Source organism: Sphingobacterium sp. DR205 (assembly GCF_011064245.1).
Lineage (GTDB): Bacteria > Bacteroidota > Bacteroidia > Sphingobacteriales > Sphingobacteriaceae > Sphingobacterium > Sphingobacterium athyrii.
In genome coordinates, this window is sequence record NZ_CP049333.1 from 7,095,717 (window position 1) to 7,121,251 (window position 25,535).

General features: G+C 39.8%; 24 protein-coding genes. 4 read left to right on the forward strand and 20 right to left on the reverse strand.

Annotation, left to right across the window (positions count from 1 at the left end; translation table 11 throughout):
- Positions 1 to 4: 4 nt before the first annotated feature.
- The 7 genes from G6053_RS29865 to G6053_RS29895 form a co-directional block, all read right to left on the reverse strand.
- Positions 5 to 931: a substrate-binding domain-containing protein gene (locus G6053_RS29865; RefSeq protein WP_165309462.1), complete on the reverse strand. Its 927-nt coding sequence runs from the start codon at positions 929 to 931 to the stop codon at positions 5 to 7.
- Positions 932 to 1,260: 329 nt separating this feature from the next.
- Positions 1,261 to 2,151, reverse strand: a complete 891-nt coding sequence (locus G6053_RS29870; RefSeq protein ID WP_108634594.1) for a TonB family protein — start codon at positions 2,149 to 2,151, stop codon at positions 1,261 to 1,263.
- Positions 2,152 to 2,184: 33 nt separating this feature from the next.
- Complete coding sequence (locus G6053_RS29875; RefSeq protein WP_104383478.1) at positions 2,185 to 2,742, reverse strand: biopolymer transporter ExbD; 558 nt, start codon at positions 2,740 to 2,742, stop codon at positions 2,185 to 2,187.
- Positions 2,743 to 2,766: 24 nt separating this feature from the next.
- On the reverse strand, positions 2,767 to 3,429 hold the full coding sequence (locus G6053_RS29880) for a biopolymer transporter ExbD (RefSeq protein WP_108634593.1): 663 nt from the start codon (positions 3,427 to 3,429) through the stop codon (positions 2,767 to 2,769).
- Between the two features lie 103 nt (positions 3,430 to 3,532).
- Entirely contained in the window at positions 3,533 to 4,357 is an 825-nt protein-coding gene (locus tag G6053_RS29885; protein WP_108634592.1) for a MotA/TolQ/ExbB proton channel family protein, read from the reverse strand.
- 432 nt (positions 4,358 to 4,789) lie between these two features.
- Positions 4,790 to 5,140 (reverse strand): translation initiation factor, encoded by a 351-nt coding sequence (locus G6053_RS29890; RefSeq protein ID WP_165309463.1) that lies wholly within the window; start codon positions 5,138 to 5,140, stop codon positions 4,790 to 4,792.
- A gap of 4 nt (positions 5,141 to 5,144) precedes the next feature.
- Entirely contained in the window at positions 5,145 to 6,023 is an 879-nt protein-coding gene (locus G6053_RS29895) for a diacylglycerol kinase family protein (RefSeq protein ID WP_108634590.1), read from the reverse strand.
- Between the two features lie 307 nt (positions 6,024 to 6,330).
- Here G6053_RS29895 and metK point away from each other — a divergent pair, with 307 nt between their 5' ends.
- Both metK and G6053_RS29905 read left to right on the forward strand, forming a co-directional pair.
- Positions 6,331 to 7,584, forward strand: a complete 1,254-nt coding sequence (metK, locus tag G6053_RS29900; RefSeq protein WP_108634589.1) for a methionine adenosyltransferase — start codon at positions 6,331 to 6,333, stop codon at positions 7,582 to 7,584.
- Between the two features lie 82 nt (positions 7,585 to 7,666).
- On the forward strand, positions 7,667 to 8,071 hold the full coding sequence (locus G6053_RS29905; RefSeq protein ID WP_206531839.1) for a Dabb family protein: 405 nt from the start codon (positions 7,667 to 7,669) through the stop codon (positions 8,069 to 8,071).
- Here the strand turns inward: G6053_RS29905 and G6053_RS29910 are convergent.
- The 6 genes from G6053_RS29910 to G6053_RS29935 are packed head-to-tail and all read right to left on the reverse strand — an operon-like array spanning position 8,064 to position 14,285.
- The gene (locus G6053_RS29910) at positions 8,064 to 9,392 is read right to left on the reverse strand and encodes a DUF58 domain-containing protein (protein WP_108634588.1); all 1,329 of its coding nucleotides are present in this window, start codon (positions 9,390 to 9,392) and stop codon (positions 8,064 to 8,066) included. The two genes, G6053_RS29905 and G6053_RS29910, sit on opposite strands and share 8 nt — an antisense overlap.
- Complete coding sequence (locus G6053_RS29915) at positions 9,392 to 10,381, reverse strand: MoxR family ATPase (protein WP_165309464.1); 990 nt, start codon at positions 10,379 to 10,381, stop codon at positions 9,392 to 9,394. The genes G6053_RS29910 and G6053_RS29915 overlap by 1 nt, the downstream gene beginning before the upstream one ends.
- The gene (locus tag G6053_RS29920) at positions 10,378 to 11,571 is read right to left on the reverse strand and encodes a DUF4350 domain-containing protein (RefSeq protein WP_108634586.1); all 1,194 of its coding nucleotides are present in this window, start codon (positions 11,569 to 11,571) and stop codon (positions 10,378 to 10,380) included. The genes G6053_RS29915 and G6053_RS29920 overlap by 4 nt, the downstream gene beginning before the upstream one ends.
- Complete coding sequence (locus G6053_RS29925) at positions 11,568 to 12,392, reverse strand: DUF4129 domain-containing protein (protein ID WP_165309465.1); 825 nt, start codon at positions 12,390 to 12,392, stop codon at positions 11,568 to 11,570. Before G6053_RS29925 ends, G6053_RS29920 begins: the two co-directional genes overlap by 4 nt.
- 28 nt (positions 12,393 to 12,420) lie before the next feature.
- On the reverse strand, positions 12,421 to 13,332 hold the full coding sequence (locus G6053_RS29930; RefSeq protein WP_165309466.1) for an ABC transporter permease: 912 nt from the start codon (positions 13,330 to 13,332) through the stop codon (positions 12,421 to 12,423).
- Complete coding sequence (locus G6053_RS29935; RefSeq protein ID WP_165309467.1) at positions 13,323 to 14,285, reverse strand: stage II sporulation protein M; 963 nt, start codon at positions 14,283 to 14,285, stop codon at positions 13,323 to 13,325. Before G6053_RS29935 ends, G6053_RS29930 begins: the two co-directional genes overlap by 10 nt.
- Positions 14,286 to 14,314: 29 nt before the next feature.
- On the opposite strand from G6053_RS29935, the gene G6053_RS29940 reads away from it, so the two are divergent.
- Positions 14,315 to 15,046: an RDD family protein gene (locus G6053_RS29940; protein WP_108634582.1), complete on the forward strand. Its 732-nt coding sequence runs from the start codon at positions 14,315 to 14,317 to the stop codon at positions 15,044 to 15,046.
- Between the two features lie 257 nt (positions 15,047 to 15,303).
- Here the strand turns inward: G6053_RS29940 and fabD are convergent, their stop codons facing one another.
- The 4 genes from fabD to G6053_RS29960 all read right to left on the reverse strand — a co-directional run bounded on the left by fabD (position 15,304) and on the right by G6053_RS29960 (position 20,935).
- Positions 15,304 to 16,194, reverse strand: a complete 891-nt coding sequence (gene fabD, locus G6053_RS29945; protein ID WP_165309468.1) for an ACP S-malonyltransferase — start codon at positions 16,192 to 16,194, stop codon at positions 15,304 to 15,306.
- A gap of 98 nt (positions 16,195 to 16,292) precedes the next feature.
- A complete protein-coding gene (locus G6053_RS29950) occupies positions 16,293 to 17,522 on the reverse strand; it encodes a pitrilysin family protein (protein ID WP_108634580.1) in 1,230 nt (409 codons plus the stop codon).
- 18 nt (positions 17,523 to 17,540) lie between these two features.
- On the reverse strand, positions 17,541 to 17,987 hold the full coding sequence (locus G6053_RS29955) for a GNAT family N-acetyltransferase (protein ID WP_108634579.1): 447 nt from the start codon (positions 17,985 to 17,987) through the stop codon (positions 17,541 to 17,543).
- 98 nt (positions 17,988 to 18,085) lie between these two features.
- Positions 18,086 to 20,935, reverse strand: a complete 2,850-nt coding sequence (locus G6053_RS29960) for a TonB-dependent receptor (RefSeq protein ID WP_165309469.1) — start codon at positions 20,933 to 20,935, stop codon at positions 18,086 to 18,088.
- Between the two features lie 222 nt (positions 20,936 to 21,157).
- Here G6053_RS29960 and G6053_RS29965 point away from each other — a divergent pair, with 222 nt between their 5' ends.
- Positions 21,158 to 21,754: a ribonuclease HII gene (locus G6053_RS29965; RefSeq protein ID WP_165309470.1), complete on the forward strand. Its 597-nt coding sequence runs from the start codon at positions 21,158 to 21,160 to the stop codon at positions 21,752 to 21,754.
- A gap of 31 nt (positions 21,755 to 21,785) precedes the next feature.
- On the opposite strand, the gene G6053_RS29970 is transcribed toward G6053_RS29965, so the two are convergent.
- From G6053_RS29970 to G6053_RS29980, 3 genes are all read right to left on the reverse strand, one after another.
- Positions 21,786 to 24,266 carry a YfhO family protein gene (locus tag G6053_RS29970; RefSeq protein ID WP_165309471.1) on the reverse strand — a complete coding sequence of 827 codons (2,481 nt, stop codon included), beginning with the start codon at positions 24,264 to 24,266 and terminating at the stop codon, positions 21,786 to 21,788.
- Between the two features lie 235 nt (positions 24,267 to 24,501).
- Positions 24,502 to 24,819, reverse strand: coding sequence for a YbjQ family protein (locus G6053_RS29975; RefSeq protein WP_104383460.1), 318 nt, complete (start codon positions 24,817 to 24,819; stop codon positions 24,502 to 24,504).
- A gap of 4 nt (positions 24,820 to 24,823) precedes the next feature.
- Entirely contained in the window at positions 24,824 to 25,510 is a 687-nt protein-coding gene (locus tag G6053_RS29980) for a TrkA family potassium uptake protein (RefSeq protein WP_108634575.1), read from the reverse strand.
- Positions 25,511 to 25,535: the final 25 nt, after the last annotated feature.

Consider the following 25,535-nt stretch of genomic DNA (forward strand, 5'->3'; position numbering starts at 1 on the left):
TTATCTATTTAATATAACTCTCATCTCTAATAATGATCTCACGTCCGGGCATTGTTGCAGGAACTAATCCCGCTTTTAATATGATCCGCTGGCCGCGATCTCCTGTCAAAAAAGCACTGAAGCCTAGGCCCAAACCCATGTTGGGCTGATAGTTCATAATGTAAACCGGTCTTATGAACGGATACACTCCGTCGGCTATGGTTGACTGTGATGGCTTATAAAAATGTGCCTTGTCTGCCCCCGCACTAACATTTTCGATGCTCAATGTACGAATTTTATCCAATAATTGCGAATTTTTTTCAACTGCTTTCAAGTACCAATTATATCCGATAACACCCACAGCATTAGCATTTTCACTGATGTACTTCATCACATCCTCGCTGTCTTTCATCGCTGAAATAGCCTTTGGATCAATTTTCTCCAACTTATAGTAATCCTTTAAAAAACGTAAAGTACTTGAATTGGCATTATCAAAAACCAACCGTTGGCCACTTACACTACCCTCCAACAAAGACTTAACGTTCTTTTGAGACATTATAGTATCAGCACTACTCCGATTATTGATTAATACCACAGCATCGGATGCCATCTGGAAAATTTTAGGTTGAATACCACGCTTCTTAAAGTATTCATCTTCCTGAGCGGTGAGCTTTCTAGTCAATACGACCACATAAGCAGAATCCGCCAGCAAAGCATTGACCGTTTTGATTTCTGGCCTGGCCATCAGCTCAAGGCTAGAATTCGGATAAGAACTCTCAAATACATCAGCAGATTCTTTAATGATCGGCAATAACGTCTGATCGACTAACACCGGCAGTTTGCCCGTTAGAATATCATCACTCTCCTTTTTCTCCTTGGTCCTGTCTTTGCAAGATTGAAATAATCCTGCACAAAGTCCAAGCATTACAAGAATTACACTATATTTTCTCATACGATACATCATATAATTAGACAATTAAAATAAAAGAATAGTTTAATTTTTGAAGAGAGTTAATTGAAATTAAAAAGAGCGCCAGCCGCTAATTAAAATTGTTTTGCCAAAGTCGTACAAACCGCATAAAAGAATAGAGGATCAATACAACGCCAAAGACTGTTTTGTATGTCGGATTAATCTCAATGGGAAAATTATCCCAAAAAATAATCAGTAGGCCCAAAACAAAATAAAAACCAAACATAAATAGTCCTAAAATAGACAGAAATCGCTTTAAAGGCGATTTCTGTCTATAATTAGAATTATTATTCGAATTAAAATCTGTCATTCTAATTTTGAATAGTATTCAAACGAATTGGCAGGGTGTAAGCTACACGAACTGGACGACCATTTTGAATACCTGGTTTCCATTTTTTAGCTTTCTTCAACAACTTAACAGCTGCATCTCCCGTACCATATTTCAAATCGCGTTTTACGTTGATATCTGTCAAGCTACCATCTCTTTCCACGACGAAAGAAACTTCCACAACACCGTTGATTCCATTTTCTAATGCCGCTTGCGGATAATCATAGTTAGAAGAAATCCATGACATAAACGCTTTCATACCTCCAATTGGTTCTGGATTCACCTCTACCGCCGTAAAGATTTTATCTCCATTTGGATCACCGTTTGGATCTCCTTTTGAAACACCAGTGATTCCACCGTCTTGTTTCTTCGAACCAAACTCACCACGTGCTACCGAAGTACCTGTAGGACTACCTTTCAAAGTGATGCGTGCCGGAGTTTTGTTTGGATCTTTCAACTCTTCCTGAGAAGCAACTTCTTCCACAACTTTATTTGCGGGAGCTACTTTTGGCTCAGGAAAACGAATCAAATCCTCTTTTGGCACATCCATAGCCACTTGCTGAGGTTTCTCTTCCGGTTCTTGTGGAAGGGGCTCCTCTTCTGGTGGTTCTGGTGGTTTGATCTCTTCAAGGTCTTCCAAGGTAACTTCTGTTACTGCAGGAGGTGCTTCAACAGGTTTCTTCGGAAAAATTTTATCTCCGAAAAGACGAAGAAGGCTGGCAAGAACGACTACGCCGATAACGACAAGCAATCCTCTATTAGTCGCTTTAGGGGCAAGTTTACGCAGCTCATACGCTCCGTATTCTTTGTTACGTCCCTGAAAAACGACCTCAAGCCATTCTTTCTTAAAAATATCTAATTTTGACCCTATCATATTTTTATACTTTATCGTGCTATCTAAAAATGATTAATCATTGTAGATATTATCACGTTTTAAAACCTCCACTTCTTCTGGACTGATTTTAGCAATCATGTAACGTTTGATATCAACGATTTTCATTTCGTCAAGAATATCAACTAGGTTACGTTGCGTGCTTTTATCACTCGGTCTAATGATAACGATCAAATCCTTACCGCCAGCAACGCGTGGTACATAGGCTTTTTTCTCCAGCAATACCTTGCGAATACCGTCAGCTCCGTAACCAACAGTCGTTGGTCCTTCGATCGGATTTTTTACTTGTCCGTAAATCACAGAGACTTTGTTATCAGATCCCAATAAAAGTGTCAATGAACGGTTATCAGCTGTCAATAAATCCGGCTGAGGCTCATCCTTAACTTTATTTTTATCTGGCATCGCCACGTCCATCGCTTGTGGTTTATTTAAAGATGTGGTCAACATGAAAAAGGTAATCAATAGGAAGGCCAAATCCACCATGGCTGTAAGGTCGACCTTACCACCATTTTTCTTGGACCGAACTTTCCCGCCTTTGCCTTTTTTACCACTATCCTGATTTAATTCTGCCATTTTTTGTTCTTATTAAATCGTCAATTATTTTTCCTCAGCACGCATGCCAGTGATGAAACTGAATTTGTTTTGCTTTTGATTACGCAATGTTTCGATCACCTGGTTTACAGAAGGATATTTTTCATTTGCATCAGCTTTGATAGCAATCTTCAAAGGGCCCGGGTGAACAAAGTTCCTGTCCGATGATTCCTTTTCTTTATTTACTTCTTCAGCAGCTAAACGTGTGTTTTGCACCCAGTAGTACAACTCGTTAGAGGTATTTTCTGTACTGTCAATCGGAATACCCGTTTGTACACCTTTTTCAGTGCGCTTGCTGCCGTCCAGAGCCAATAATCCTTTCAACTTAGACATTGGTACACCAAAGTTCTCCATCAGTTTGAAATGATCGTAGTCCTCTTGCGAAAAGCCAATGCCGTATTTTGCAGACATTCTTTCTAGTGCTTTTACGCGAACCTGTTGATCCGTCGTTCCGAAGAAAACTTTTCCACCATCACCGATCGTAATCATACCTACATTAGAGTCAGGTAATTTATCTTTCGTAGTTGATGCTGGGGTATCCACCGTCAATGCTTCCGGTTGGCGCGCTGTCGCCGTTAATACGAAGAACGTAAGCAGCAAGAACGATACGTCACACATCGCTGTCATGTCGATAGACGTACTGGCTCTTTTTACTTTTGCTTTACCCATTTTAAATTCTTCTTTTTAAATTAATTAAACTCAATCTTCTATCCTATGATGCTTTAGATTTTTGATTTCCATAAAATAAAATCAAAAATTTTCATCACAGTTCTTATTTGTGGTTTGCAGCGTATGTTTGTACGATTGAGAAACCAGCTTCGTCGATAGAGTAAGTTAATTTATCGATTTTTGCAGTAAAGATGTTATACAATACGATAGCGAATGTTGAAGTCGCGATACCTGTTGCTGTATTGATCAAGGCCTCAGAGATACCGTTTGCTAATTTAGCTGAATCTGGAGCACCACCGGTTGCCAACGCCGAGAAGGCTTTGATCATACCTGTTACTGTACCTAATAGACCACATAATGTACCGATAGAAACTAATGTTGCGATTACGTTTAAGTTTTTCTCTAACATTGGCATTTCTAATGCTGTAGTTTCTTCGATTTCTTTTTGAATTGCGATAGTCGCTTTTTCAGTGTCAACGTTAACGTCAGCTGATACGGCTTTGTATTTCAATAAACCCGCTTTAACTACGTTTGCAACTGAACCTTTTTGCTTGTCACACTCAGCGATAGCTGAATCGATGTTTCCACCATTAATCAAAGATTGAATTTTTCTTACAAAGTTTCCAACGTTTCCAGTACCAGAAGCTTTGTTGATAACGATAAAACGTTCTACGGAGAAAACCCAAACCATTAAGAATAAACCAAGCAAAACAGGTACGATAGCCCCAGCATGGTAAACCATTCCTAAGTAGTTACCTGGGTTAGGAGCATTTTCAGGGTTGTTGTCAACGAAGTTAGTCGGATTTCCCATCACAAATTTCCATACACAGAAACCCACGATGAAACAGATGATGATTGCAGCTTGAGCAAAGAAAGATCCTCCGTTGTTGCTCTCTTGTTTTGCAGCAGTTTTAGGTGCGTTTGCCATTTTTCTAATTTTTAGTTTTTTACTGTTGTTTAAATATATAATGTTGTTTAAATTATATGCACTCTTATTCGCTTTTGAAGTCAATTTTGCAAAGCAAATTTAATATTTAATGTCAAATTTAAAATATTCATCTCAAATATATAAAAAAAATCAAATTTGTTTTTTCAAACTGAATACACCATCCAATGGTGTCATTTTTCTCAGCAGTTCCCGTATATAATCCTTATTACCATCAGCTAAATCGCTTATTAGCAATAATTATTTTACAATGAAAACCATTTTTTTTTTGATATGCAAGAAAAACGAGGATTTTAAGCGACAAAAAGTAAGTGATTACTCATGTTTTCTGATAAATAACTCTGTTTATTCTTTGTCATATTCACCTAATAAACAACCCATTAGATTTGCTATAATTCACACAGATATAGTTGTTTAACCACCAACTAATTTCACCCGATACCCTTCCTTAAGTAACAAATCATAGATCTTTTGCTTAAATTCACCCTGAATAACAATTTCTCCGTCTTTCACCGTACCCCCCACTCCACATTTTTGTTTCAGTAATTTACCCAAGGCCTCCAGATCTTCTGCTTGTCCTATAAAACCCGTGACCAGGGTAACAACTTTGCCCTTCCGCATTTTGCGGTCAAGCTGCACTTTAAGGTTCTGCTGGTTGACAGGTAATGTCTCCGCTTCCTGAAAAAGATCGGCAAGCTGGTAGTTAAAACTATCATCCGTTGAATATACAACGCCTTCGTAAGACTGTTTCTTATTTTTACTCATGATTTTAACAAATAATTTTTATCGCCTTTGGCATAATGGAAATATTTAGCTTATCACCAAGTTCTAGGGGTTCTCCATCCACATGCACCGGTGACACCGCATCTACCTCAATTTCAATATTCTTACCTGGGATGATCTCCACATAACTTGACTGATCCGCGGATTTATTAAATAGGTGAAAAATCATTTTTGGTAAGATATATAAAGGGAACTTATGCACGATACAAACATCCAATATGCCGTCGTTGACCGAAGCTTGTGGCGCGATATAAGCATTATTCCCATATTGGGGCGAGTTGGCGACACTGATCATAAAGGCCTGTCGTTCGTAGACTTTTCCATCTATCGTTAATTTATAATGCGCTGGCTGGTATTTGCTCAGCACATTAAAAACAGATTTCATATAGCCCAATGGACCGCGGATATTTTCGTTGGCAAAATTTTCACTCACCGATGCATCAAATCCGAGTCCCGCTATATTAAAAAAACGTCGGTCATTGATAACACCACAATCAACTTCTATAGATTCAAAACGGTTTATACGGCGGATAGCCGCAGCTTCATTCATCGGGATACCTAAGTAGAGTGCCAGACCATTACCAGATCCTTCCGGAATAATACCCAAGGGTATGCCTGAACCGACTAAAGCAGACCCCAGCTCGTTGATCGTTCCATCTCCACCCACTGCGATCACCGCATCGTATCCTTCCTGAACGGCCTGCAAACCGATTTCATAAGCGTGGTTGGGTCTTGCAGTTTGCTGAAATGTAGGATCAAATTTCTGCAAATCCAGCACATCCAATACCTGCTTTTTAAAGGACGTTTTACGTTTTCCTCCTGAAATAGGGTTAATAACAAACAATATTTGTTTACGTTCTGACATATCCAAAGATAACGGAAATTACCAATTTCTTAAAATAATGTAATCTTTGTACCGTTTTAGCGTCGCTTTTTAAGTCTTTTAAAATTAAAAGACAAATTTGATTTTAAATATCCCACAAAGTATCGTAGCTTTGTCGCAACAAAAAATAGAATGTGGACTGATTTGCGTGCTGTTGCCTACACAAAGCAACGACAAGGAGATTGCAACCACAGTAAAAAAGTGCTAAAAACCCTTCGCTATCACGGCTCTTATCACTTTGCTGTTATTTCATTTCTAGCGCAAATCCAATATTAAAATTACGTAAGGCATGGCTTATTTATTTACGTCAGAATCTGTTTCTGAAGGGCATCCGGACAAAGTAGCGGACCAAATTTCAGATGCATTAATAGACAATTTTTTAGCATGGGATGAAGATTCACGTGTTGCTATTGAGACTTTGGTAACGACGGGACAGGTCGTTCTCGCTGGTGAAGTTAAATCGAACATCTACTTAGATGTGCAGAAAATAGCCCGCTCTGTTATCCAAAAAATTGGCTACACAAAGTCTGAATATATGTTTGAAGCAAATTCTTGTGGTGTGTTATCTGCAATCCATGAGCAATCTGCAGATATCAATCAGGGTGTGGACCGCAAAACAAGACAAGAGCAGGGAGCTGGTGATCAAGGCATCATGTTTGGTTATGCCAACAATGAAACGGACAACTTCATGCCCTTAGCCTTGGATCTTTCCCACCGCCTTTTATATGAGCTAGCAGAGCTGCGTCGGGAAAACAATGAAATACAGTATTTACGTCCGGATGCCAAGTCACAAGTAACCTTGGAATATGGTGATGACCACAAACCAAAAAGAATTGACACCATTGTAATTTCTACACAGCATGATGACTTCGACACCGAACCGGTCATGTTGGACAAGATTACGCAGGATATCAAAACAATCTTAATCCCTCGCGTAAAGGCACAATTGAAGCCAGAGCTTCAGCTGTTATTCAATGATGAGATTAAATTCCATATCAATCCCACAGGTAAGTTTGTTATCGGGGGGCCACATGGCGATACAGGGCTTACTGGCCGGAAGATCATTGTTGATACGTACGGAGGTAAAGGTGCCCATGGTGGCGGTGCCTTTTCAGGAAAAGATCCGTCAAAAGTGGATCGCTCAGCAGCATATGCGACCCGTCATATTGCCAAAAATCTAGTTGCGGCGGGTGTAGCGGACGAAATCCTTGTTCAGATCTCCTACGCAATTGGCGTAAAAGACCCAATGGGTATTTATGTGAACACCTATGGCACAAGCAAAGTAAATCTCACAGATGGTCAGATTGCTGATAAAATAGCGCATCTATTTGATATGACTCCTTATGGTATCGAGACTCGTCTTGGTTTAAGAAATCCAATCTATTCCGAGACTGCAGCATATGGTCACATGGGACGAACTCCAAGAAAAGTAACGAAAGAATTTGAAAGTTCCACTGGAGAAAAGAAACAAATCGAGGTCGAATTATTCACTTGGGAAAAATTGGACTACATCGAAAAAGTAAAAGAAGAGTTCGGTCTATAAGGACTAGCTACTAAAATAAAAAAAGGGATGCAAGAAATGTATCTCTTTTTTTGTACCTTAATGGTTCTAAACCGTATCATCAATGAAAAGACGCAATTTTTTACTTGCACCTATGGTGCTCGTCACCGCACCCACATGGGCAAATCCGGCGCAGTCAGATAATGACCTGCACCCCAGCACAATTATTCATGTTGTTAATTTTTGGCTGAAGGAAGATATCAGTGAAAAAGATAAAAAGGATTTTGTCGGTTTCTTTGAAGAACTCCGCAAAATTGACACGATCAAAACGCTCAATTATGGCATTCCAGCACCGACAAATGCGCGAGCAGTTGTTGATAATAGCTTTGACTATACATTGATTGTCACATTCAAGGACCTTAAAGATATCACTGTATACGAAACACACCCGATCCACCTGAAAGCGATCGAAAAATATCAGCATTTTTGGACGAAAGTCATGGTCAAAGATACTTCCATCATTAAATAAGTCCGCGTGCTTTTATCTCCAAATATTTATTGATTGAGTTGATCGTTAAATTTTCGGGTGCAGTATAGATCGTCTGAAATCCATTGCGGATGAGCTCTTGCACAATAAGCTGTTTCTCGTAGATAAATTTCTCAGCAATGATCTGGTTATAGATTTCGATGGTCTTTTTCGGAGCACTTTTGGCTAAATCTTCTACTTCAACATTTTTGAAGACAATGACAACAATGATATGACTCCGGTTTAACATAGAAAGGTAATTCATCTGCCTTCTTAAAGAGTCTAATGTCTCAAAATTTGTATAGAGAAAGATCAGCGAGCGCTTATTGATATGCGCTTTTGCATAACTATAGAGTTTGCCATATTCAGGTTCCTCAAAGTTTGTGGTCACTTGATATAGTGCTTCCGAAATCTTGAGCATTTGGTTATTTCTCTTTTCGGCAGGTATAAACACATTCACCTCTTTCGAAAAAGTCAACAATCCAGCACGGTCCTGCTTTAATATTGTCGCATTTGAAAGAACCAATGATGCATTGATTGCATAATCCAGTAATGTGAGACCATCAAAAGGCATTCGCATAGCCCGCCCCAAATCTATAAATGAATAGATCGGTTGTGATTTTTCCTCTTCATATTGATTGACCATTAATTTTTTGATCTTCGCTGTAGCCTTCCAGTTCATGTGTCGATAATCATCCCCCTGAACATATTCCCTGACGTGATCAAACTCCATGGCCGAGCCAATGCGACGGATACGTTTTATTCCTAATTCATTAAGTCTATTGCTCGTCGCCAAAAGCTGATACTTCCTCAATTGAATATATGACGGATAACAGGGGATCTGCTGCGCCTGATTGGTCAAAAACCTTCTTTTAAAGAACCCAAACCGCTTCACAAGTGCGATACATCTGCCAAACTCATATATACCTCTTTGCGTTGGTCGCATCAAATAAGAAATTTCAGTACTTTGATATGCGGACAAACGGGTAAAATATTCATTGTTCCGTATCTGCAACTGTATCGGAAATTCTTCCAAGATTTCGATGGAAGTAGGAAACGGGTAAAAGGAATTGATCATTAATTTCATCGGATTTTCATCGCCGTTGGATAATTTCTCAGGATAAATCCTTGTGATTTCGACACGTCCTTTGCCTGAGAATAATACAATGAAATCAAAAATCAATACCGCCAGCCACAGCCAAAACACAATCCATGCAACAGTAAACAATCCCTTCATAAAAAAAGAAATCGCAAAGAACGTCGCTATTCCCAACAAGGAATAGAAAAACTGATTGGTCAGAAAGAGCTGCTTTATTTTCCCCATTACCTTGGAATTTCTACCGAATTAATGATTTGATCTATAACATAAGCCGTTGTAAAGCCTTCCATTTCTCGCTCAGGAGTCAACATGACCCGATGACCTAATACCGCAGCAGCCACTCTTCGAATATCCTCGGGCGTCACAAAATCTCGTCCGCTCAACGCAGCAGATGCTTTGGACGACTCCAGCAGCGCAATAGAAGCCCTCGGTGAGGCCCCCAAAGTTAAGCTCGGATTGGTACGTGTTTTTATGATCACCTGAGCAATATAATTTAACAGTTCGTCATGTACAAAAATTGATTTGATCAGACGCTGAAAAGAGAAAATCTCTTCCGCCGAAACCACACTGCCAACTTGATCCTCTTTGTTTGATGCTTTTTGTGCATGATGCTCCTTCAAAATTTCCAATTCGTGCTCAAGTTCCGGATAATCCACATTGATCTTAAAAAGGAAACGGTCCAACTGCGCCTCAGGCAAACGATAAGTTCCTTCGTGCTCGATGGGATTTTGTGTAGCGAAAACTATAAATGGAACAGGCAAGAGATAGGTATTTCCATCGACCGAAACCTGATGCTCTGCCATACTTTCAAAAAGCGCGGCCTGCGTTTTCGCAGGAGCACGGTTGATCTCGTCAATCAAAACAATATTAGCGAAAATCGGCCCTTTGCGAAATTCAAATTCATTGCTCTTTAGATCCAGAATAGATGACCCGGTCACGTCTGAAGGCATCAAATCTGGGGTGAACTGAATCCGTTTAAAGTCACTACTGATTGTCTTGGCAATTAATTTTGCAGATAAAGTCTTCGCAACACCCGGTAATCCTTCTATTAAAGAGTGTCCGGATGCCAAAATCGAAATCAATGACATATCAATCAATTGATCCTGTCCTACAATAACTTTTTTTACCTCCGACTTTACCTGAGTCATTTTTTCATATAAACCCGATATATCAATTCGGTTTTCAAAAGATATATATTTATCGAAATCACTCATATCATTTTTGCTTTATGTTTAAAATCTTCTATAATTTCATTGATCTGTCTTAATTCGGTCAAGTCGTGCACTTGTGTTCCCTGCATTCGAATTATTAACCCAATGAGCTGTTGTGTTTCAGTAAGTGGAACACCTGAACGCTCAGCCAATTCTTCACAGAACCCATTTTCTCTTAACTCCAGTGTATCCATATGAAAACGGCTCCGAAGGTCGTGCAGGAAATAATCTATTTTTTTATCAACCATATTGCCCGGCGTGCCGTTTTCATAATATAAGGTCGCAATTGTTTCACAAAATTCTTTGGAAAGATTCGGCTCCGGTTTGACAATCGCCACCGCACGCTGTTCTCTTTTACTCTTAAACACAAGTAAAAGAATAAGTCCCCCCAATAGCACATACCAAGCTTGCCGTAACCCCTCATTGGTCAATAAAACCCGCAATGGAGTGCGATATTGATCTATATTCGCCTTGAAATCATACCAAGCAATCGGTTTATCGTTTAAGTATGACAATGCTTTGGCAGCATAAGCATATTGAGAAGCTGAGTTCAGTAAATAATAATTGCCAAATAAATCGGGGGTCAAATGTAGGTAAAGCCGACCTTTACCAACCCTCACTTCGACGAAATTAGGTAATAAATAATCTTGATAAGTGATTCCCCCTAGAATAGTCGCATTTTTTGGCAATTTACTAAAAACCTCACTTAAGTCCGATTTAGCATAATGAATTTTAGTATTATCGTTGGTCAGCTTCACTCTTAAATGACTTTTAATATCAACACCTTTCTTGTAGCCATAAAAATCCTTCACTTTTATGTTTAGGGAATCCAAAAGAGTATAGTCAATTGTTTCCGCAATAATCATTGCTTTTCCCCCTTGGGACACATAGTCAAGTAACTTATTACCCGCGGCTTCACCCAAGGAAAAATACGAGGTATAAAACAGCAGATTCATTGCGGTTCCCTGTGTACTATCCAGGTATTCATAGAGCGGGCGCTTGACATCGACATTGCGCTGATCAATTATATGCTTTAATTCTTGCCGGAGCACATAGGCTCCAAAAGGATTTTTATCTTTTGCATCGAAAGTTCGATCCCAAATAATCGGTTTCTTACTCGTCATATCGATGACGCCAATCAGTAGCAAAACAGCTCCCAGCAATATCAATCCAAATTTTACTGACCCTTTCATTTAATTTGATTTTGATATTGGTTAAACAGTTGTTCATAATGACTAAAGTCGGACTCTTTTAATTCAAATTGTCCAAACCAAACGTAGTCAAATACCCGGGTACATTCCTCGAAGCCCGCACGCAAATTCTTATCTTGGACCTCATTCGCAAATTCTGCATTTGTTTTACTATGCTTCCATTTAATATAACCTGCTTGTGCCAGCTTTTGAATATTCAATAATTGTAGGTAACGAATTCCCAGTGCATAATTTTTTTGCGCGACAGCATCCCTAATATACTGACTGAGATCACTGTTCATCAAATTTCTTTCCACATATGCCAATGTATCCAAATCGTCTGCTTCCTGCTCATGTTTAATGAAATACTGGTTTTTATTGTATAATACCTTATAAAGTACAAAAGCCAGTGCTATTAACGCCAAGAAGGCAAATACATAACCAAATTCTTTGTTAAATTTATACGGATTATCCGGCATGATATCCCCAAGCCATTCCGAAATACGTTGTAAGATACGTTGCAATACACTTATTTTATCTTTGATATTCTCAGAATACACAAAATCATCACGCTCATATCGCCTGATAATTTCCGGATAGGGATCCATCTTAAAAGCGCGTTCTTGGCTATATTTAGGAATAGAATCAAATAAATGCGGATCCCAGAGGTCATCTTTACTATCCGCTGCTTTAGCCATCGTAACGGAATCCACCGTAGCAGAATCTGTTGCGAGGGCGGCAGAATCCACAGCCACCGAGTCTGCTGTATACGTTTCCGAATCCTCAGTTTGCGGTTTGGGATCACAGGCGCTTAATGAAAGCATGTATACAAAGGAAAAAAAGAATAGTAGCCTATTCATTTCCACCTCCAATCTGATCAATCATCCCGTAAATGCGTTCCCCGAATTTGAGATCCTTGGCCGTTTCGTAAATTATGCCGTTGGCCAAGACACCGGACATATATAAAAATAATGTAAATAGGGTAATAAACATCCCGCCCAAAGTCATCAGTAATTTACCCCAGGATGAATCAAAGAATGCAGCTTCCATCCCCAAAAAATTGTAAGATATCAGCGAAACAATTATTAAAGGAATTACAGAGATCATCATAACAGCCATCTGGAAAATAAAATTGACGATATATGCCGCTACACCATATTGGATCAATTTTTTGCTCAGCATAACATAAGCATCTGTAAAACAGCTCCCCAAATCTGAATAACCTTCACGATAAAATAAGAACGAACTAAATAACCAAATTCCTACCATTGACATTAATATACCAATTGCAAAGCTTCCGATAAACGGGATAAATGCCGAGATTACCGCAACGATGGCGAGAGGTATAAAAACAACGATCAAAGCCAAGATCATCGCAAATAAGAACATAAAATACTTGCCTATATTTGTCCTAAAATTTCGTAGGACCTCCTTTCCTGTGAACAATGTGTTTTTACGTTCTTTCAGCAGAATAAAGTATTCGATAGAAATTCCATATACGTATAATCCCAGCGCAATGAGGGCCATGATCAATAATGCCGCCCAGGTAAATCCATCAATATCTTCAAATGAACTACTGTGTGCAGAGAACGTAATTTTTGTAGAAAGGAAATAGTATACCAATGCTATTGCTGCTAGGGGTAATGCAGACAACCCAAATATGGTCGTCACAAAATGTTTATAGATCAATTTGAAAAGATCAATAAAGCTCTGGACAAAATCACCTATCTTTCGTTCTTTCTGAAATTCAAAATCTACTTCCATTGAAATCGTTTTGCTAATCGATAGGGGTTAATAACATAAAAAAATAGTATTGCAAGCAATGACAGGAGTATGATGAATAGACTGAGCCAAACAGATACACTATAATATCTTGTTACAAAACCTTCTAATGTACCAGCGACGATAAAAAATGGTACCGTACTGACCAATACTTTCATGGATGTCTTTGCTGTCTGAACAAAAGAAGCCATCCGGGTATAAGATTTGGGAAACAAAATGCTATTTCCGATTGCAAGCCCACATCCTCCAGCGACAATAATCACAGAAATTTCAATCGTGCCATGGATCCAGATCGCCGACATAGCCTTTCCCATCACACCATATTGAAAAAACATCTGGTGGAAAGCGCCCAACATAATGCCATTGCTAAACAATATATAGCCCGTACCAATGCTCAAAAATAGCCCAAAAGCAAAAGCCATAAAAGCCACACGGACATTATTGATTGTAATCCAGATCGCTGATCCAAAATTACTTCCTTTACCATAAACTGCCGCAGGATCACCAGCTTTAATACTCTCTATGGTGGAATCTACATAAAAATCTCCCAAAATAAGCCGAATAAAATCTATATCGTACATCGCCGAAAGGAAGCCAATCGCTGATGCAAGAACAAAAATCAATAGGGAATAAAAAAGCTGCCTACGAATTGACCAAATTGCCTGTGGAATCTCCTCGTTGATAAAAGACTTGAATTTACTATTGGAGGCCTTTCGATCCTTATAGATTTTTTGATGTGCAGTTACAGCAAGTTCATTTAAATAATTTCGTACCTTACTATTGGGATAAAATGTCTGCGCATAAGCCAGATCATTTGTTAGCTCAATATAGTTCGATGCCAATTCATCTGGGTCTACCTGTATGTTAATTGACAAATTATTTTCAATTAACGTCCATTTTTCTTTATTTCGTTCTACAAATGATGCTTCTCTCATTAATTTTTTTAACTGGCTAAACCAAATATATGAATAAGCTTGAGATAAACACAGCACAAAATGTAAAAATCCAGTATAATCTTGCTAGCCTAGGTTCGAGGATGATCGCATTTGCCATTGATTACTTTATTATTGTCTGTTACTTTTTCTTTTGTATGTTTCTGTTAGATGCATTAAATATCACAAGCAGCGACCCCTATCTTTTCTATGGTATTATAATGGGAATGACATTACCCGCATTTTTTTATACCTTAATTACTGAAACAGCATTCGGCGGACAAACTATCGGTAAAAAGATTATGAAAATTAAAGTCGTGAAGCTTGATGGTTCACGCGCTGATTTTTATCAATACCTATCCCGCTGGACCTTATCAATCGTCGATATATGGATGACAATGGGCGGTATTGCAATTACCTCAATTGTCCTCTCCAAACATGGTCAGCGTATTGGGGATATTGCCGGAGAAACATCTGTCATTAGTTTGAAACCCGGTCTGAAGCTCAGCGATACCATCTATGAGGAAACTTTTGAAAATCATCCTATTTTGTTTCCTCAGGTCATCAAGTTAAGCGACAAAGACGCCAATGTGATCAAAGATGTTTATCAAACTGCATTTGACAGACGGGATGTAGGCATACTGACCGCCCTGGTTCAACGTTTAGAAACAATTATGGAGGTTAAACATCCCGAAAAGATGACCCCGAATGATTTCGTTTTACAAGTCATGAAAGATCACTATAGCATGTTTAAGGACAAATAGCCCCACAATACCTTATTAAGTTCTGCTAATACCTGGTTAAGAGACGAATATTAATCGGATATAACACGGATCCTATACGCTCATGACCGAACCAGCACCGTACAATCACCGAAGAAGAACCGTACGAGCACCGTTAAAAGTCAGCTATTGATGTTCCTTTAATCTAAATTTTATCAAGAAAGTGCTATTGGCTTTTAAATATAAAAAAAGGGCCAGTTGGTGAACTGCCCCTTTAAATTTTTAGTTACGACAAATTATTAAGCTGTTACAGAAGCTGCTGAAGTTGATACTTGACGATCTACTTTTTTTACTAAACCTTGCAAGACATTTCCCGGACCAACTTCCACAAATGCTGTGGCACCATCCGCGAGCATATTTTGTACAGTCTGTGTCCAACGAACAGCCCCAGTCAACTGTGCGATCAAATTTTGCTTAATAATAGCAGGTTCCGTTTGTGGCTGCGCATCAATATTCTGATAAATTGGACATCTCGGAGATAGAATATCCGTAGCTTCAATCGCTGCTTGCAATTCCACTTTAGCGGATTCCATCAAGGGAGAGTGGAATGCACCACCAACATTTAATTTTAGTGCTCTCTTCGCTCCAGCCTCAGTCAATAAGGCACAGGCTTTATCGACACCTTCGATTGATCCTGAGATCACCAATTGTCCCGGACAATTGTAGTTCGCTGCAACAACAACATCATCCACTTTAGCACAAATCTCTTCTACGATGGCGTCTTCCAATCCTAAAATCGCCGCCATTGTTGAAGGTTGCAATTCACAAGCTTTTTGCATGGCATTTGCACGCTGGGATACCAATTTCAATCCATCTTCGAAACTTAAAGCACCAGCTGCCACCAATGCCGAAAACTCACCCAAGGAATGTCCTGCAACCATGTCTGGCTGGAAAGAGTCGCCTAATGCTTTCGCCAAAATAACAGAATGCAAAAAAATCGCAGGTTGCGTTACATTGGTCTGTTTCAATTCTTCATCCGTACCGGAAAACATAATATCCGTGATACGAAATCCCAAAATATCATTTGCTTTCTCGAATAAAGCTTTTGTTTCTTCATTTAAATTATACAGGTCTTGCCCCATCCCAACAAATTGGGCTCCTTGACCAGGAAATACATATGCTGTTTTCATCTGTTATATTTTTTCTTTAATGGCTGATGAGAGCTCGCAAGCTCGGTTTCATATTTAAGAATTACTGTAACCGCAAATATATAGAATTCTATCAAATATTAATCTTCCGGAACAAAACTCAACGACAGCATCTTCCGGGGATCAAACACGTCTTGTGCAATCGCCAAAAGATTTGTGCGATCTAAATGTTGTATTTTCTCGATTACCTCATTCAATAAGATAACACGGTCATAATCCATCACATTCTTCGCCGCCGAAATAATCATGCTCATTCTATTTTCTTCCGTCAGGGCAATTTGGCCAATAAATTTCTGCTTTGCTTTCTTCAATTTGATTTCGGAAAGTGGCTGCTCACACATTTTATGTAGCTCTTTAAATACGAGCTTTTTAGCTTTTTCAACCTTTTCCTCATCGGTCCCTAGATAGATGCTAAATAATCCTGTATCTGAAAAGATGGTGTAATTGGATTCGATGGTATAGGCAATCCCGTATTTTTCCCGAATAGAAAGGTTGAGGATCGACCCCATTCCCATCCCTCCCAACATATTATTCAAAAGCAACAGGCCCGTTTTGCGCTCATCACGATAGTCGTAAGCCAATGACCCGAGCATATAATGCACCTGATTAATGGGCTTGGGGACTTCAAGATGCTGCGCAGTAATTGGTTTTACATCATTTCTGGAACGTGAAATTGCATGTTGTCCTATCCCTCCAAAGACCTTATGCAGCAACTTCTCGACCTCTTTTAGACTGTAATTACCTGTAATACCGATCACCATCTCATGCGTATCGTAGTTTGAGCGCATAAAGTCTGTAATATCATTCTTCTGCAAGGCTAAAAGCTGATCTTCAAGTCCCAATATATTGTGCCCTAAACCCGAGTCTTTAAACACGAGATCCTCAAAATCGTCGACGATGGATTCTTCCGGGCTATCCAGATAAGAAGCCATTTCATCAACGATAACTGATTTTTCTTTATCCATTTCCACTTCGGGAAAAGTAGAATGAAAGAAAATATCTTCAAATAGGTCCAGTGCCCGGTTGAGATACGGCTGTAGTACAGATGCATGGACGCAGGTATATTCTTTTGTGGTGTAAGCATTCAGGTCGCCACCGACAGACTCCAGATGATCGATAATCTGCTGCGTTGAGCGTTTCTCAGTTCGTTTAAATAAAAGATGTTCAATAAAATGCGCAACCCCAAATTTACCCTCCGATTCGTCCCTGGAGCCCGCATTGATGACCATGCACACATGGGTTACCGGCAAATTTTGATATTGGAATACCACACGGATTCCATTTGAAAGTCTAATGATTTCGTACTCCATTCAGTTTATGAAATTTCTCTAATTGATGTGTTTACGCATAAATTTGCGCGGGTGAAAAGCAAAACCATTTTTCTTATACAGATGAATGGCCCGCTCGTTATGTTCCTCGACTTCCAGCAAGATCATTTTACAATTCTTCGATTCCAGGTAGGAAGTTACAAAATCGACGGCTAATTTTCCAAGCCCCATCCCCCTGGCTTTTTCGCCCACAAAAAGTTCATCGAGAAGCCCGACTCTTCCTTTGAATTCAAAACTGAAGAAATAAGCGACGATCATATAACCCAAAATATCTTCTCCTTTGCGAATCAACCAAGCTTGTCCAAGTTGAGGGTCATTAACGAAAAGATCAAAATTGTCAATCGTTGTCTTGCGGTCGATATCGTACCCATCGATGGCATAAAATGCTTCCATCATTGTTACAATGGCTGGAATATCTCCTACTTTTAATTCATCAAACTTAATCATTTCGCGCTTGTTTTTGCAAAGCTAGGGATTTTTAAATGCAAAACGGTCATAGTGAAATCACTATGACCGTCTTTTATTCGTTATAAGATTGTTATTATTTACATACGCGGTGGACGCATTCCACCCGGAAATCTGTTTTCCCCTTCGGGATTACCCATCGCGAATTTCTGGAACTTATACGTAAACAAGACCATAAAATAACGGCCCAAACGATTGGTACGACTATCTGTCGTTAGGAAGCCATCTACAGTACGAGAAAGATTTGTTTGCTGATTTAACAAATCAAATGCTTGCAAACGTAATGTCCCACGTTGATCTTTCAAGAATCTTTGTTCTACATAGGTATTGATAATGAACGGATTGGAGGACAACCCCTGACCATAGCCCTGATTGAAAGACTTCGAAAGATCGGCGCCAAAGATTGTGTTCTTCAAAATATTATATGAACCAATTAATGTTGGTGTCCACGTCTGAATATCGCTATTTCGCTGTAATAAGCTATTTTCTGTATGTGTAAATTGGTAACGAACACCCGGATTAATTTCCAGATTTTCGGATGGATTATAACGAAACATTAGTCCTTGAGTCAAGACGAAATTACGGGCTACATTTTTTTGTCCGATATTATCATTTTCATCGATCGAAGAATAGCCAATTGTTTTATTCACCGAAATACCCCCCATCAACATCACATTGAAGGTTTTTTCTTTCCAGGATTTACCGTAGTGGTAAAATGAATTGATCGCATACGGACGATCCCCCGTCTCATTCAGATAACGCGTCTCTGAGATCAATGCCGAATCAATTTTTCCTGTTGTGGGATCCTTCTGAATAGGACCGTAATACGATTTGTTTAAACTAACAATCTTATTATCAGCTAATGATCCATTGAGGAATACAAAGAAATTATTACCCTTTTGAAAGTCGTTTTTACGGAATCGTAGTTTCAAATCGTGATTAAATTCTGGATTCAGGTTCGCATTACCGTACACGATATTTGTTGAACTTGTACTCAGATTATATGGCAAAATTTGAGATACACTTGGTTCTGTTGGCGATCCGGAGTAGTTGACGCTTAAATTGGATTGACGGGAGAATTTATATTCAAAACGAGCAATTGGCATCCAGTTCATGTTGTTACGGGAAATCGGAATAATTTCGCCCGAATTAATCGCTGATCCCCTCAATTGGGATGGTTGTCCAGCGACTCCCACCGAGTAGGTCACTTTGTCATTGCTAAACAAATAATTCGCTCCGATTTTATGGGTTGTAAAAGCATAGTCATAATTATAATCAAGGTTTAACTTCGCATTTTCAAATGCGTTTTCAATACTACTGCTATCTTTATCGTAACCTTTTTGACTGATATTATTGTCATATTTATTTTTGTTGAAATCATAGGTCACCTCCAATTTGCCATTTTTGGATAAAGGCTCGGTATAATTTACCGAAGCTCCTGCATTCCAACTCTTATTGAGCGCATCCTGAACCGTACGTTGGTAAATGTTACTCATGGGCTGGTTGATATTGGATGGGTCGGAAATATACCTATCAAGTATCTGATTTACATCCTTATCTGTTTTGGCATTATTGTAATTGAAATTGAAAAACAAGTTACGTCCATTGTCATTCAGTTTACGGTTATACAAACCACTGATCCCAAACCTTGGCGCTGTGGAGTTTGTTCCAGTTGTTAGTTCCTGTTTATTATCCAAAACATTACTTAAATAAGTAATCGAATTGGTTATCGAATTATTATTCCCGTCATCATAACCAAACTGTGGCACAATCTTAATGTAATCCTTCGCGGTGGGCTTCCACTCTACGTTTGCCTCAAAACGATGATTGCCGCCAATGGTATTTGAATTCGCATCGACACTATCTGCTTGTGTCCGGCCCGGCGTTGCATTCACAATATATCGCTGGGAAAGGGTTGTATTATTGCTATGGCTATAACTATAGCTACCATAGGCTGTCAATTTATCCGAAAAATCCTTCCGAAAATTAAGTCCGATAGAGCCTATTTTAGTGAGACCGTCTGAGCCACCAAACATACCGCCGCCACGACGTCCACCACCACCCTGCCCGCGTCGGGCTCCGCCTCCTGTTGTGTTGAAATCAAAAAGAGGTGCATTGGTATTGTTTAAATTTCCGAGAACGGAGATCTGCTCGCCTTCGCGCATTCCCATCCACATTCCTGTTGCCTGATAACGGTCTTCAGTACCATATCCTGCACGGAGTGTCGTCATGTGACCTTGGTTATATTTAGGATCAATCTGAATGTTCAATACTTTTTCGGAATCGCCATTCTTATTTCCTGTGATATTGGCCATGTCCCCGTAGTCATCGATAATCTGCATTTTTTGGATAATATTGGCAGGAAGGTTTTGCGTGGCGGTTTTTACATCTCCACCAAAGAAGTCCTTACCATTGATCCGCACCCGTTTCACCGATTCTCCCTGAGCAGTGACATTACCATCTTTATCCACCTCCACGCCCTGTAGTTTTTTTAACGCATCTTCAGCAACGGATCCATCACGTAACTTCAGGTCCTTCATCGTGTACTCCAGGGTATCACTTTTCACAACTACCGTCGGCACGCCATCCACAACGACTTCCTCAAGCATTTGAGAATTCTGTTGTAAAGTCAGACTTGGGATAATGTATTTTACCTCTCCCTTCGGAAAGCCGAACTCTTTTTCAAAACGTTCAAAGCCTAAATTAGAAACAGTAATCTTAAATGTATCTGCCTTGATCTTATCGAAAGTGAAAATCCCGGCCATATTTGAACCTGCGGTCATGGAATCCAATTTTGAAGTCAACTTAACTGTTGCTCCCGCAATAACGCGATTTTTATCGTCTTTCAACATTCCTTGTACGCTTCTCGTCTGACCATATACGGTCCATCCTGTTAACATACTCAACAAAAAAAGCATGAAGCCTCTCATAATACTTATTTTTATATTTCTATAATTGACAAATTCTTGACCGAATGCTCCTGTTTTCATTTAACCCATTCCTCCCCGGTCCATGCTCATCAGCACATTCAATATCTTTACAAAAGAAGAGATTATTAGTGTTAATTAATGTAAATGGGCATTATTCACACAGAAGTTACAATGCATAACTCTAATTTTATTTGTATTTTCGTTCATTTACAGAATAAAAAGATGCTACTATCATATTATCAAGATCAACAGGTTGAAGCCGGATGTGACGAGGCAGGCAGAGGTTGCTTGGCAGGACCGGTCTTTGCGGCAGCAGTAATTTTCCCTGCCGATTACCATCACGAGCTTCTCAACGATTCGAAAAAACTAAGCGAAAAAAAACGGATGGCATTGCGTCCTATTATTGAACGGGAAGCACTTGCCTATGCTGTGGCGAGTGTCTCAGCGGAAGAAATAGACCGCATCAATATTCACAATGCCAGCTATCTCGCCATGCACAAAGCCTTGGATATGCTACAGATAAAAGCAGAATATATTATTGTGGACGGGAACAGGTTTATTCCTTATCTGTCAATTCCCCATTCCTGCATTATCAAAGGGGACGGAAAATATCTTTCTATCGCAGCCGCTTCTATCTTAGCAAAAACCTACCGTGACGAGTATATGGACAATATTGCTTCGGATTATCCCGCTTACGATTGGCTTAATAATAAAGGCTATCCGACTGTAAGACACCGGACTGCGGTGCTTGAATACGGGTCAACACCGCATCATAGAAAAAGCTTTAGAATAACTGATCCACAACTCAAATTATTCTAAAGCTTCAACCTTAAAAAAAAGAAACAGCTTGCTATGCAGCTGTTTCTTTTTTTGTCTCCCGTAACGAGAAATATGCTGCTGCCACTATGCCTAATCCAAGGATAATCGACGATATTAAAGTCAAAAGATTACCCATCTTATGTGATTCCGGATCAAAGATAAATTCGACTTTATGTGTTCCTGATGGCAACTGTAAAGCTCTCAGCAAATAATCTGCACGGATAATTGGTATTTCTTTTCCATCGACATACGCCTTCCATCCTTTATCATAAAAAACTTCAGAGAATACCGCAAATGCGTCATTGGTAGCCGTATATTCGTACTGCATTTTATCAGGATGGTACGATGTCAGTTTAATTTCCCCTGTTGTAGCCGAGCTGGACGTTTTTGCTTTGATTTCATTCTGGTACTGTTGATTCACAAACGCTTCTTTACGCGGATCAAAAGAGCTGATCGCCTGCATTTCTTCCGCATTTCCTTTTACGAAGGTTATTTTGTCCACAAACCATGCATTCCCAGCTGCTGTGCTCCGTCTCACGATACGCTGTGACTGGCTTTGAGGATCTGTTGTGATCAAATAACGCACATTAAACATGTCCAGCACATCTTCGTTGAGCGCTCCGTTGAATTGATTCTCCAAGATTTCCTGAAAACGCATTAATTTAGCAGCATGATAACCGCCTAATGATTTATGGTAATAGGAAGGACGTGCATCAGAAAATGGATCTGTTGTCAGGTCAAGGACGCGATAACTTGGGTCTTTATCCATTAAGATCAATTGGTCAACCTCACGTTGCTGGAATACCTGCTGTGTAGTCGCTCCCTTTTCCATAAAGGATTTATCATTCAAAAAGCGTTTATCTACACTCCACAGATCGAATAGGAACAAGACAAGCAAAGTCCCCAATAACGCCCCTTCACTGACCTTCCTTTTGAGGTAAAACCAAACAGCCCCGAATGTAAGCAACACAATAACAAAGGAACGATAAGCATCTTTACTTGCGATATCTTTACGGTCCAAAACCAATTGATTTGCCAGCTCTGTCGCAAAAGATTTATCACCGATCTCCCGTGTGAACGACTCTATTAAATTATTATGACCAGCATTTCTGAAGTTCAAGAATAGATCCGGCAGCAAACCGATCAGCAGACAAACTCCGCCGACACCAGCAAAAGTATACAGCACTTTCTTATCCAGGTTTGGAATTTCCTTAGCCCGTGTTAGCAATTCATTTACCGTCATGACAGCCATGAGCGGAACTGTAATTGAAACGAGAACGAGGATGGATTCCACGGCCCGAAACTTATTGTACATTGGGAAATAATCAAAGAATAAATCCGAAACCAATGTAAAATTCCTTCCGAATGACAAAAGCAATGCTAATACAGTGGTTGTTAATATCCACCATTTGAATTTGTTTTTAACAATGACAAGTCCCAGAATGAACAAGAAGAAAACGCCAGCCCCAAAATACCAAGGCCCTGATGTAAAACGTTTATCGCCCCAATAAGTAGGCATTCCTTGCGCCATCTGTCCAGCCTGAACTGCCGATGCACCTCCTCTTTCCATAAAGAATTTGGCCACATGCGACTTCTCGTCCAATTGACCTCCAGTGGCTCCGCCATAAGCATTCGGGATCAGAAAAGTCATGCTCTCGCCAACACCTTGGCTCCATTCATAAGCATATTCCTTATCCAGCCCTTTTTCTTTTGTACTATTGTTATCGACCTTTGTAATATTAGCATGCCCACGTGTACTCAGCTTACTATACTCCCAGGTGGGCAACAAAATGGAAGCATTCACCATTAAAGCAATGATCACTGCAATCACCTGTCTCCCCGAGGCGATAAAAAACTCCCTTAGTTGTTTTTGCCGGATCGCATCGATTAGGGTAAAAATAACATATACCATCAATGCCATGAGCAAGTAATAGGTTGTCTGTAAGTGATTGACACGAATTTCAAGGGAAAGAAATAACGCCAGCAGCACCGGCCCCCAAAGCCTGCTTCCCCGATAACACATGATCACTGCTGCAATGACAGGCGGTATAAAGGCGATAGCATTGGCGCGGGTGATATGTCCCGCCTCAATATAAATAAAATTGTATGAAGTAAAGGCTATTGCCACTGCGCCTACCGCAGCGAGCCAGGGTTTGATGCGTAATACGCTAAAAAGAAAATAGGCCCCCAAAAGATAAAACAACACGGTGTCCATTGGGCTTGGAAAAACAAATTTGACGGCTTTCAGCATATAAGTGCCGATGTTATTTTCGTTCGCTTGCCAGATCTGATAGGTTGGCATTCCGCCAAACATGGAATTCGTCCACATAGGAGCTTTCCCATCTTTGGCTTTATAGTCAAATAATTCCTTTTGCCCAGCTTGAGCTTGCACCACATCCGATTGAGCAAGAGTCTTTCCCTGCCAGACGGGCGTGAAATAAAAAAATACGAGCACAATGAATAGCGCAATAACGATTAAATGTGCTGAATTTACCTTAAACCAATTTTTCATTTATCCTCTTAGGTTGTTTACAAGTCTTAAAAGCCAAACTTAGATAAATTTGTTTTTATATACAATTATAATTATGACCAATCTATTAAATATGCCTCCCTTGATCCTAGAAAGAAAAGATCACAGAAAGTGTAAGGCCAATGGCGCGATTTTCTTACTTAACGACAGTTCCTGAAAATGAAATGAGACGCCTTTTGCAAAAAAGGCCCTAATTATAGTTAGGGCCAATCTGGATTTATTTCATCTTAACGGCAGTTCCGGTTGCCCCGACCATCATCATTCCGCCTGTTCCTACAGTCTGGAAATCCAGCCGAACGCCTACGACAGCATCGGCCCCTAGCGCCCTAGCACGGTCTTCAAGCTCACGCAATGCTGCCTCACGGGTTTCCTGAAATGCACGCTCATAAGAATTAGAGCGACCACCAAAAAAATCTCTAAAACCAGCCATCATATCTTTAATGGCATTGGCTCCAAGAACAACCTCTGAAGAAACAATCCCCAGATAACGATCGATCTGGTGCCCCTCGATAATACTTGTTGTTGTTAATAACATAATTTTATTCTCCTTTTTGAATTAACTTATTAATATTGGACAATTCGCCAAAAACAACTAAGATATCACCTTCTGCCATTACCGTTTCAGAGGTGGCAATACCAGATGCTTCCTTTTGTTCTTTGGTGATTCCGTCCTTTTTTGTCTCTGTAATTTGCACTGTTGTCAGTACGATAATTTTATAAAGGTTGGTCAGATTGGCCTCCCGCAATGTCATTCCGACATAACGCTGTGGCACCTTTGTTTCTACGATAGAATACCGATCTGACACCTTAAATGAATCAACGATATCAATATTGTCCAACCGCATTGCCAATCGTTCTGCGGCTTCTTCCTCTGGCATGATATACTCATTGATCTCCATAGCTTCCAAAACTGTCTTCTGCAGATCAGATACGATACGGCCAATGATACGTTTTACTTTTAGTTGCTTTAGGAGTGCTACTGTCATGAGCGATGCCCCCTCATCCTCTCCAATGGCGACAATGACAGCATGAGCATCTTTTAAAGGCAGCGAAGATACAGCCTCCCGGTCTGTTGTATCTAGACATACTGTATGCGTGATCTTATCTTTGAGCTGCTCTACAATAGTTAGATTTCGATCCGCACCGATTACTTCATGACCGAGTTCAGTAAGATGAACGCCCAATGAACGCCCGAAGTGTCCTAACCCTAAAACAATATACTTCATAACTCAAACTAAGATAAATTTATTT

Coding starts and splice junctions, on each gene's coding strand:
- G6053_RS29865 (WP_165309462.1), bottom strand. CDS start 931: ATGAGAAAATATAGTGTAATTCTTGTAATGCTTGGACTTTGTGCAGGA.
- G6053_RS29870 (WP_108634594.1), bottom strand. CDS start 2,151: ATGATAGGGTCAAAATTAGATATTTTTAAGAAAGAATGGCTTGAGGTC.
- G6053_RS29875 (WP_104383478.1), bottom strand. CDS start 2,742: ATGGCAGAATTAAATCAGGATAGTGGTAAAAAAGGCAAAGGCGGGAAA.
- G6053_RS29880 (WP_108634593.1), bottom strand. CDS start 3,429: ATGGGTAAAGCAAAAGTAAAAAGAGCCAGTACGTCTATCGACATGACA.
- G6053_RS29885 (WP_108634592.1), bottom strand. CDS start 4,357: ATGGCAAACGCACCTAAAACTGCTGCAAAACAAGAGAGCAACAACGGA.
- G6053_RS29890 (WP_165309463.1), bottom strand. CDS start 5,140: ATGAGTAAAAATAAGAAACAGTCTTACGAAGGCGTTGTATATTCAACG.
- G6053_RS29895 (WP_108634590.1), bottom strand. CDS start 6,023: ATGTCAGAACGTAAACAAATATTGTTTGTTATTAACCCTATTTCAGGA.
- metK (WP_108634589.1), top strand. CDS start 6,331: ATGGCTTATTTATTTACGTCAGAATCTGTTTCTGAAGGGCATCCGGAC.
- G6053_RS29905 (WP_206531839.1), top strand. CDS start 7,667: ATGAAAAGACGCAATTTTTTACTTGCACCTATGGTGCTCGTCACCGCA.
- G6053_RS29910 (WP_108634588.1), bottom strand. CDS start 9,392: ATGGGGAAAATAAAGCAGCTCTTTCTGACCAATCAGTTTTTCTATTCC.
- G6053_RS29915 (WP_165309464.1), bottom strand. CDS start 10,381: ATGAGTGATTTCGATAAATATATATCTTTTGAAAACCGAATTGATATA.
- G6053_RS29920 (WP_108634586.1), bottom strand. CDS start 11,571: ATGAAAGGGTCAGTAAAATTTGGATTGATATTGCTGGGAGCTGTTTTG.
- G6053_RS29925 (WP_165309465.1), bottom strand. CDS start 12,392: ATGCTTTCATTAAGCGCCTGTGATCCCAAACCGCAAACTGAGGATTCG.
- G6053_RS29930 (WP_165309466.1), bottom strand. CDS start 13,332: ATGGAAGTAGATTTTGAATTTCAGAAAGAACGAAAGATAGGTGATTTT.
- G6053_RS29935 (WP_165309467.1), bottom strand. CDS start 14,285: ATGAGAGAAGCATCATTTGTAGAACGAAATAAAGAAAAATGGACGTTA.
- G6053_RS29940 (WP_108634582.1), top strand. CDS start 14,315: ATGAATAAGCTTGAGATAAACACAGCACAAAATGTAAAAATCCAGTAT.
- fabD (WP_165309468.1), bottom strand. CDS start 16,194: ATGAAAACAGCATATGTATTTCCTGGTCAAGGAGCCCAATTTGTTGGG.
- G6053_RS29950 (WP_108634580.1), bottom strand. CDS start 17,522: ATGGAGTACGAAATCATTAGACTTTCAAATGGAATCCGTGTGGTATTC.
- G6053_RS29955 (WP_108634579.1), bottom strand. CDS start 17,987: ATGATTAAGTTTGATGAATTAAAAGTAGGAGATATTCCAGCCATTGTA.
- G6053_RS29960 (WP_165309469.1), bottom strand. CDS start 20,935: ATGAGAGGCTTCATGCTTTTTTTGTTGAGTATGTTAACAGGATGGACC.
- G6053_RS29965 (WP_165309470.1), top strand. CDS start 21,158: ATGCTACTATCATATTATCAAGATCAACAGGTTGAAGCCGGATGTGAC.
- G6053_RS29970 (WP_165309471.1), bottom strand. CDS start 24,266: ATGAAAAATTGGTTTAAGGTAAATTCAGCACATTTAATCGTTATTGCG.
- G6053_RS29975 (WP_104383460.1), bottom strand. CDS start 24,819: ATGTTATTAACAACAACAAGTATTATCGAGGGGCACCAGATCGATCGT.
- G6053_RS29980 (WP_108634575.1), bottom strand. CDS start 25,510: ATGAAGTATATTGTTTTAGGGTTAGGACACTTCGGGCGTTCATTGGGC.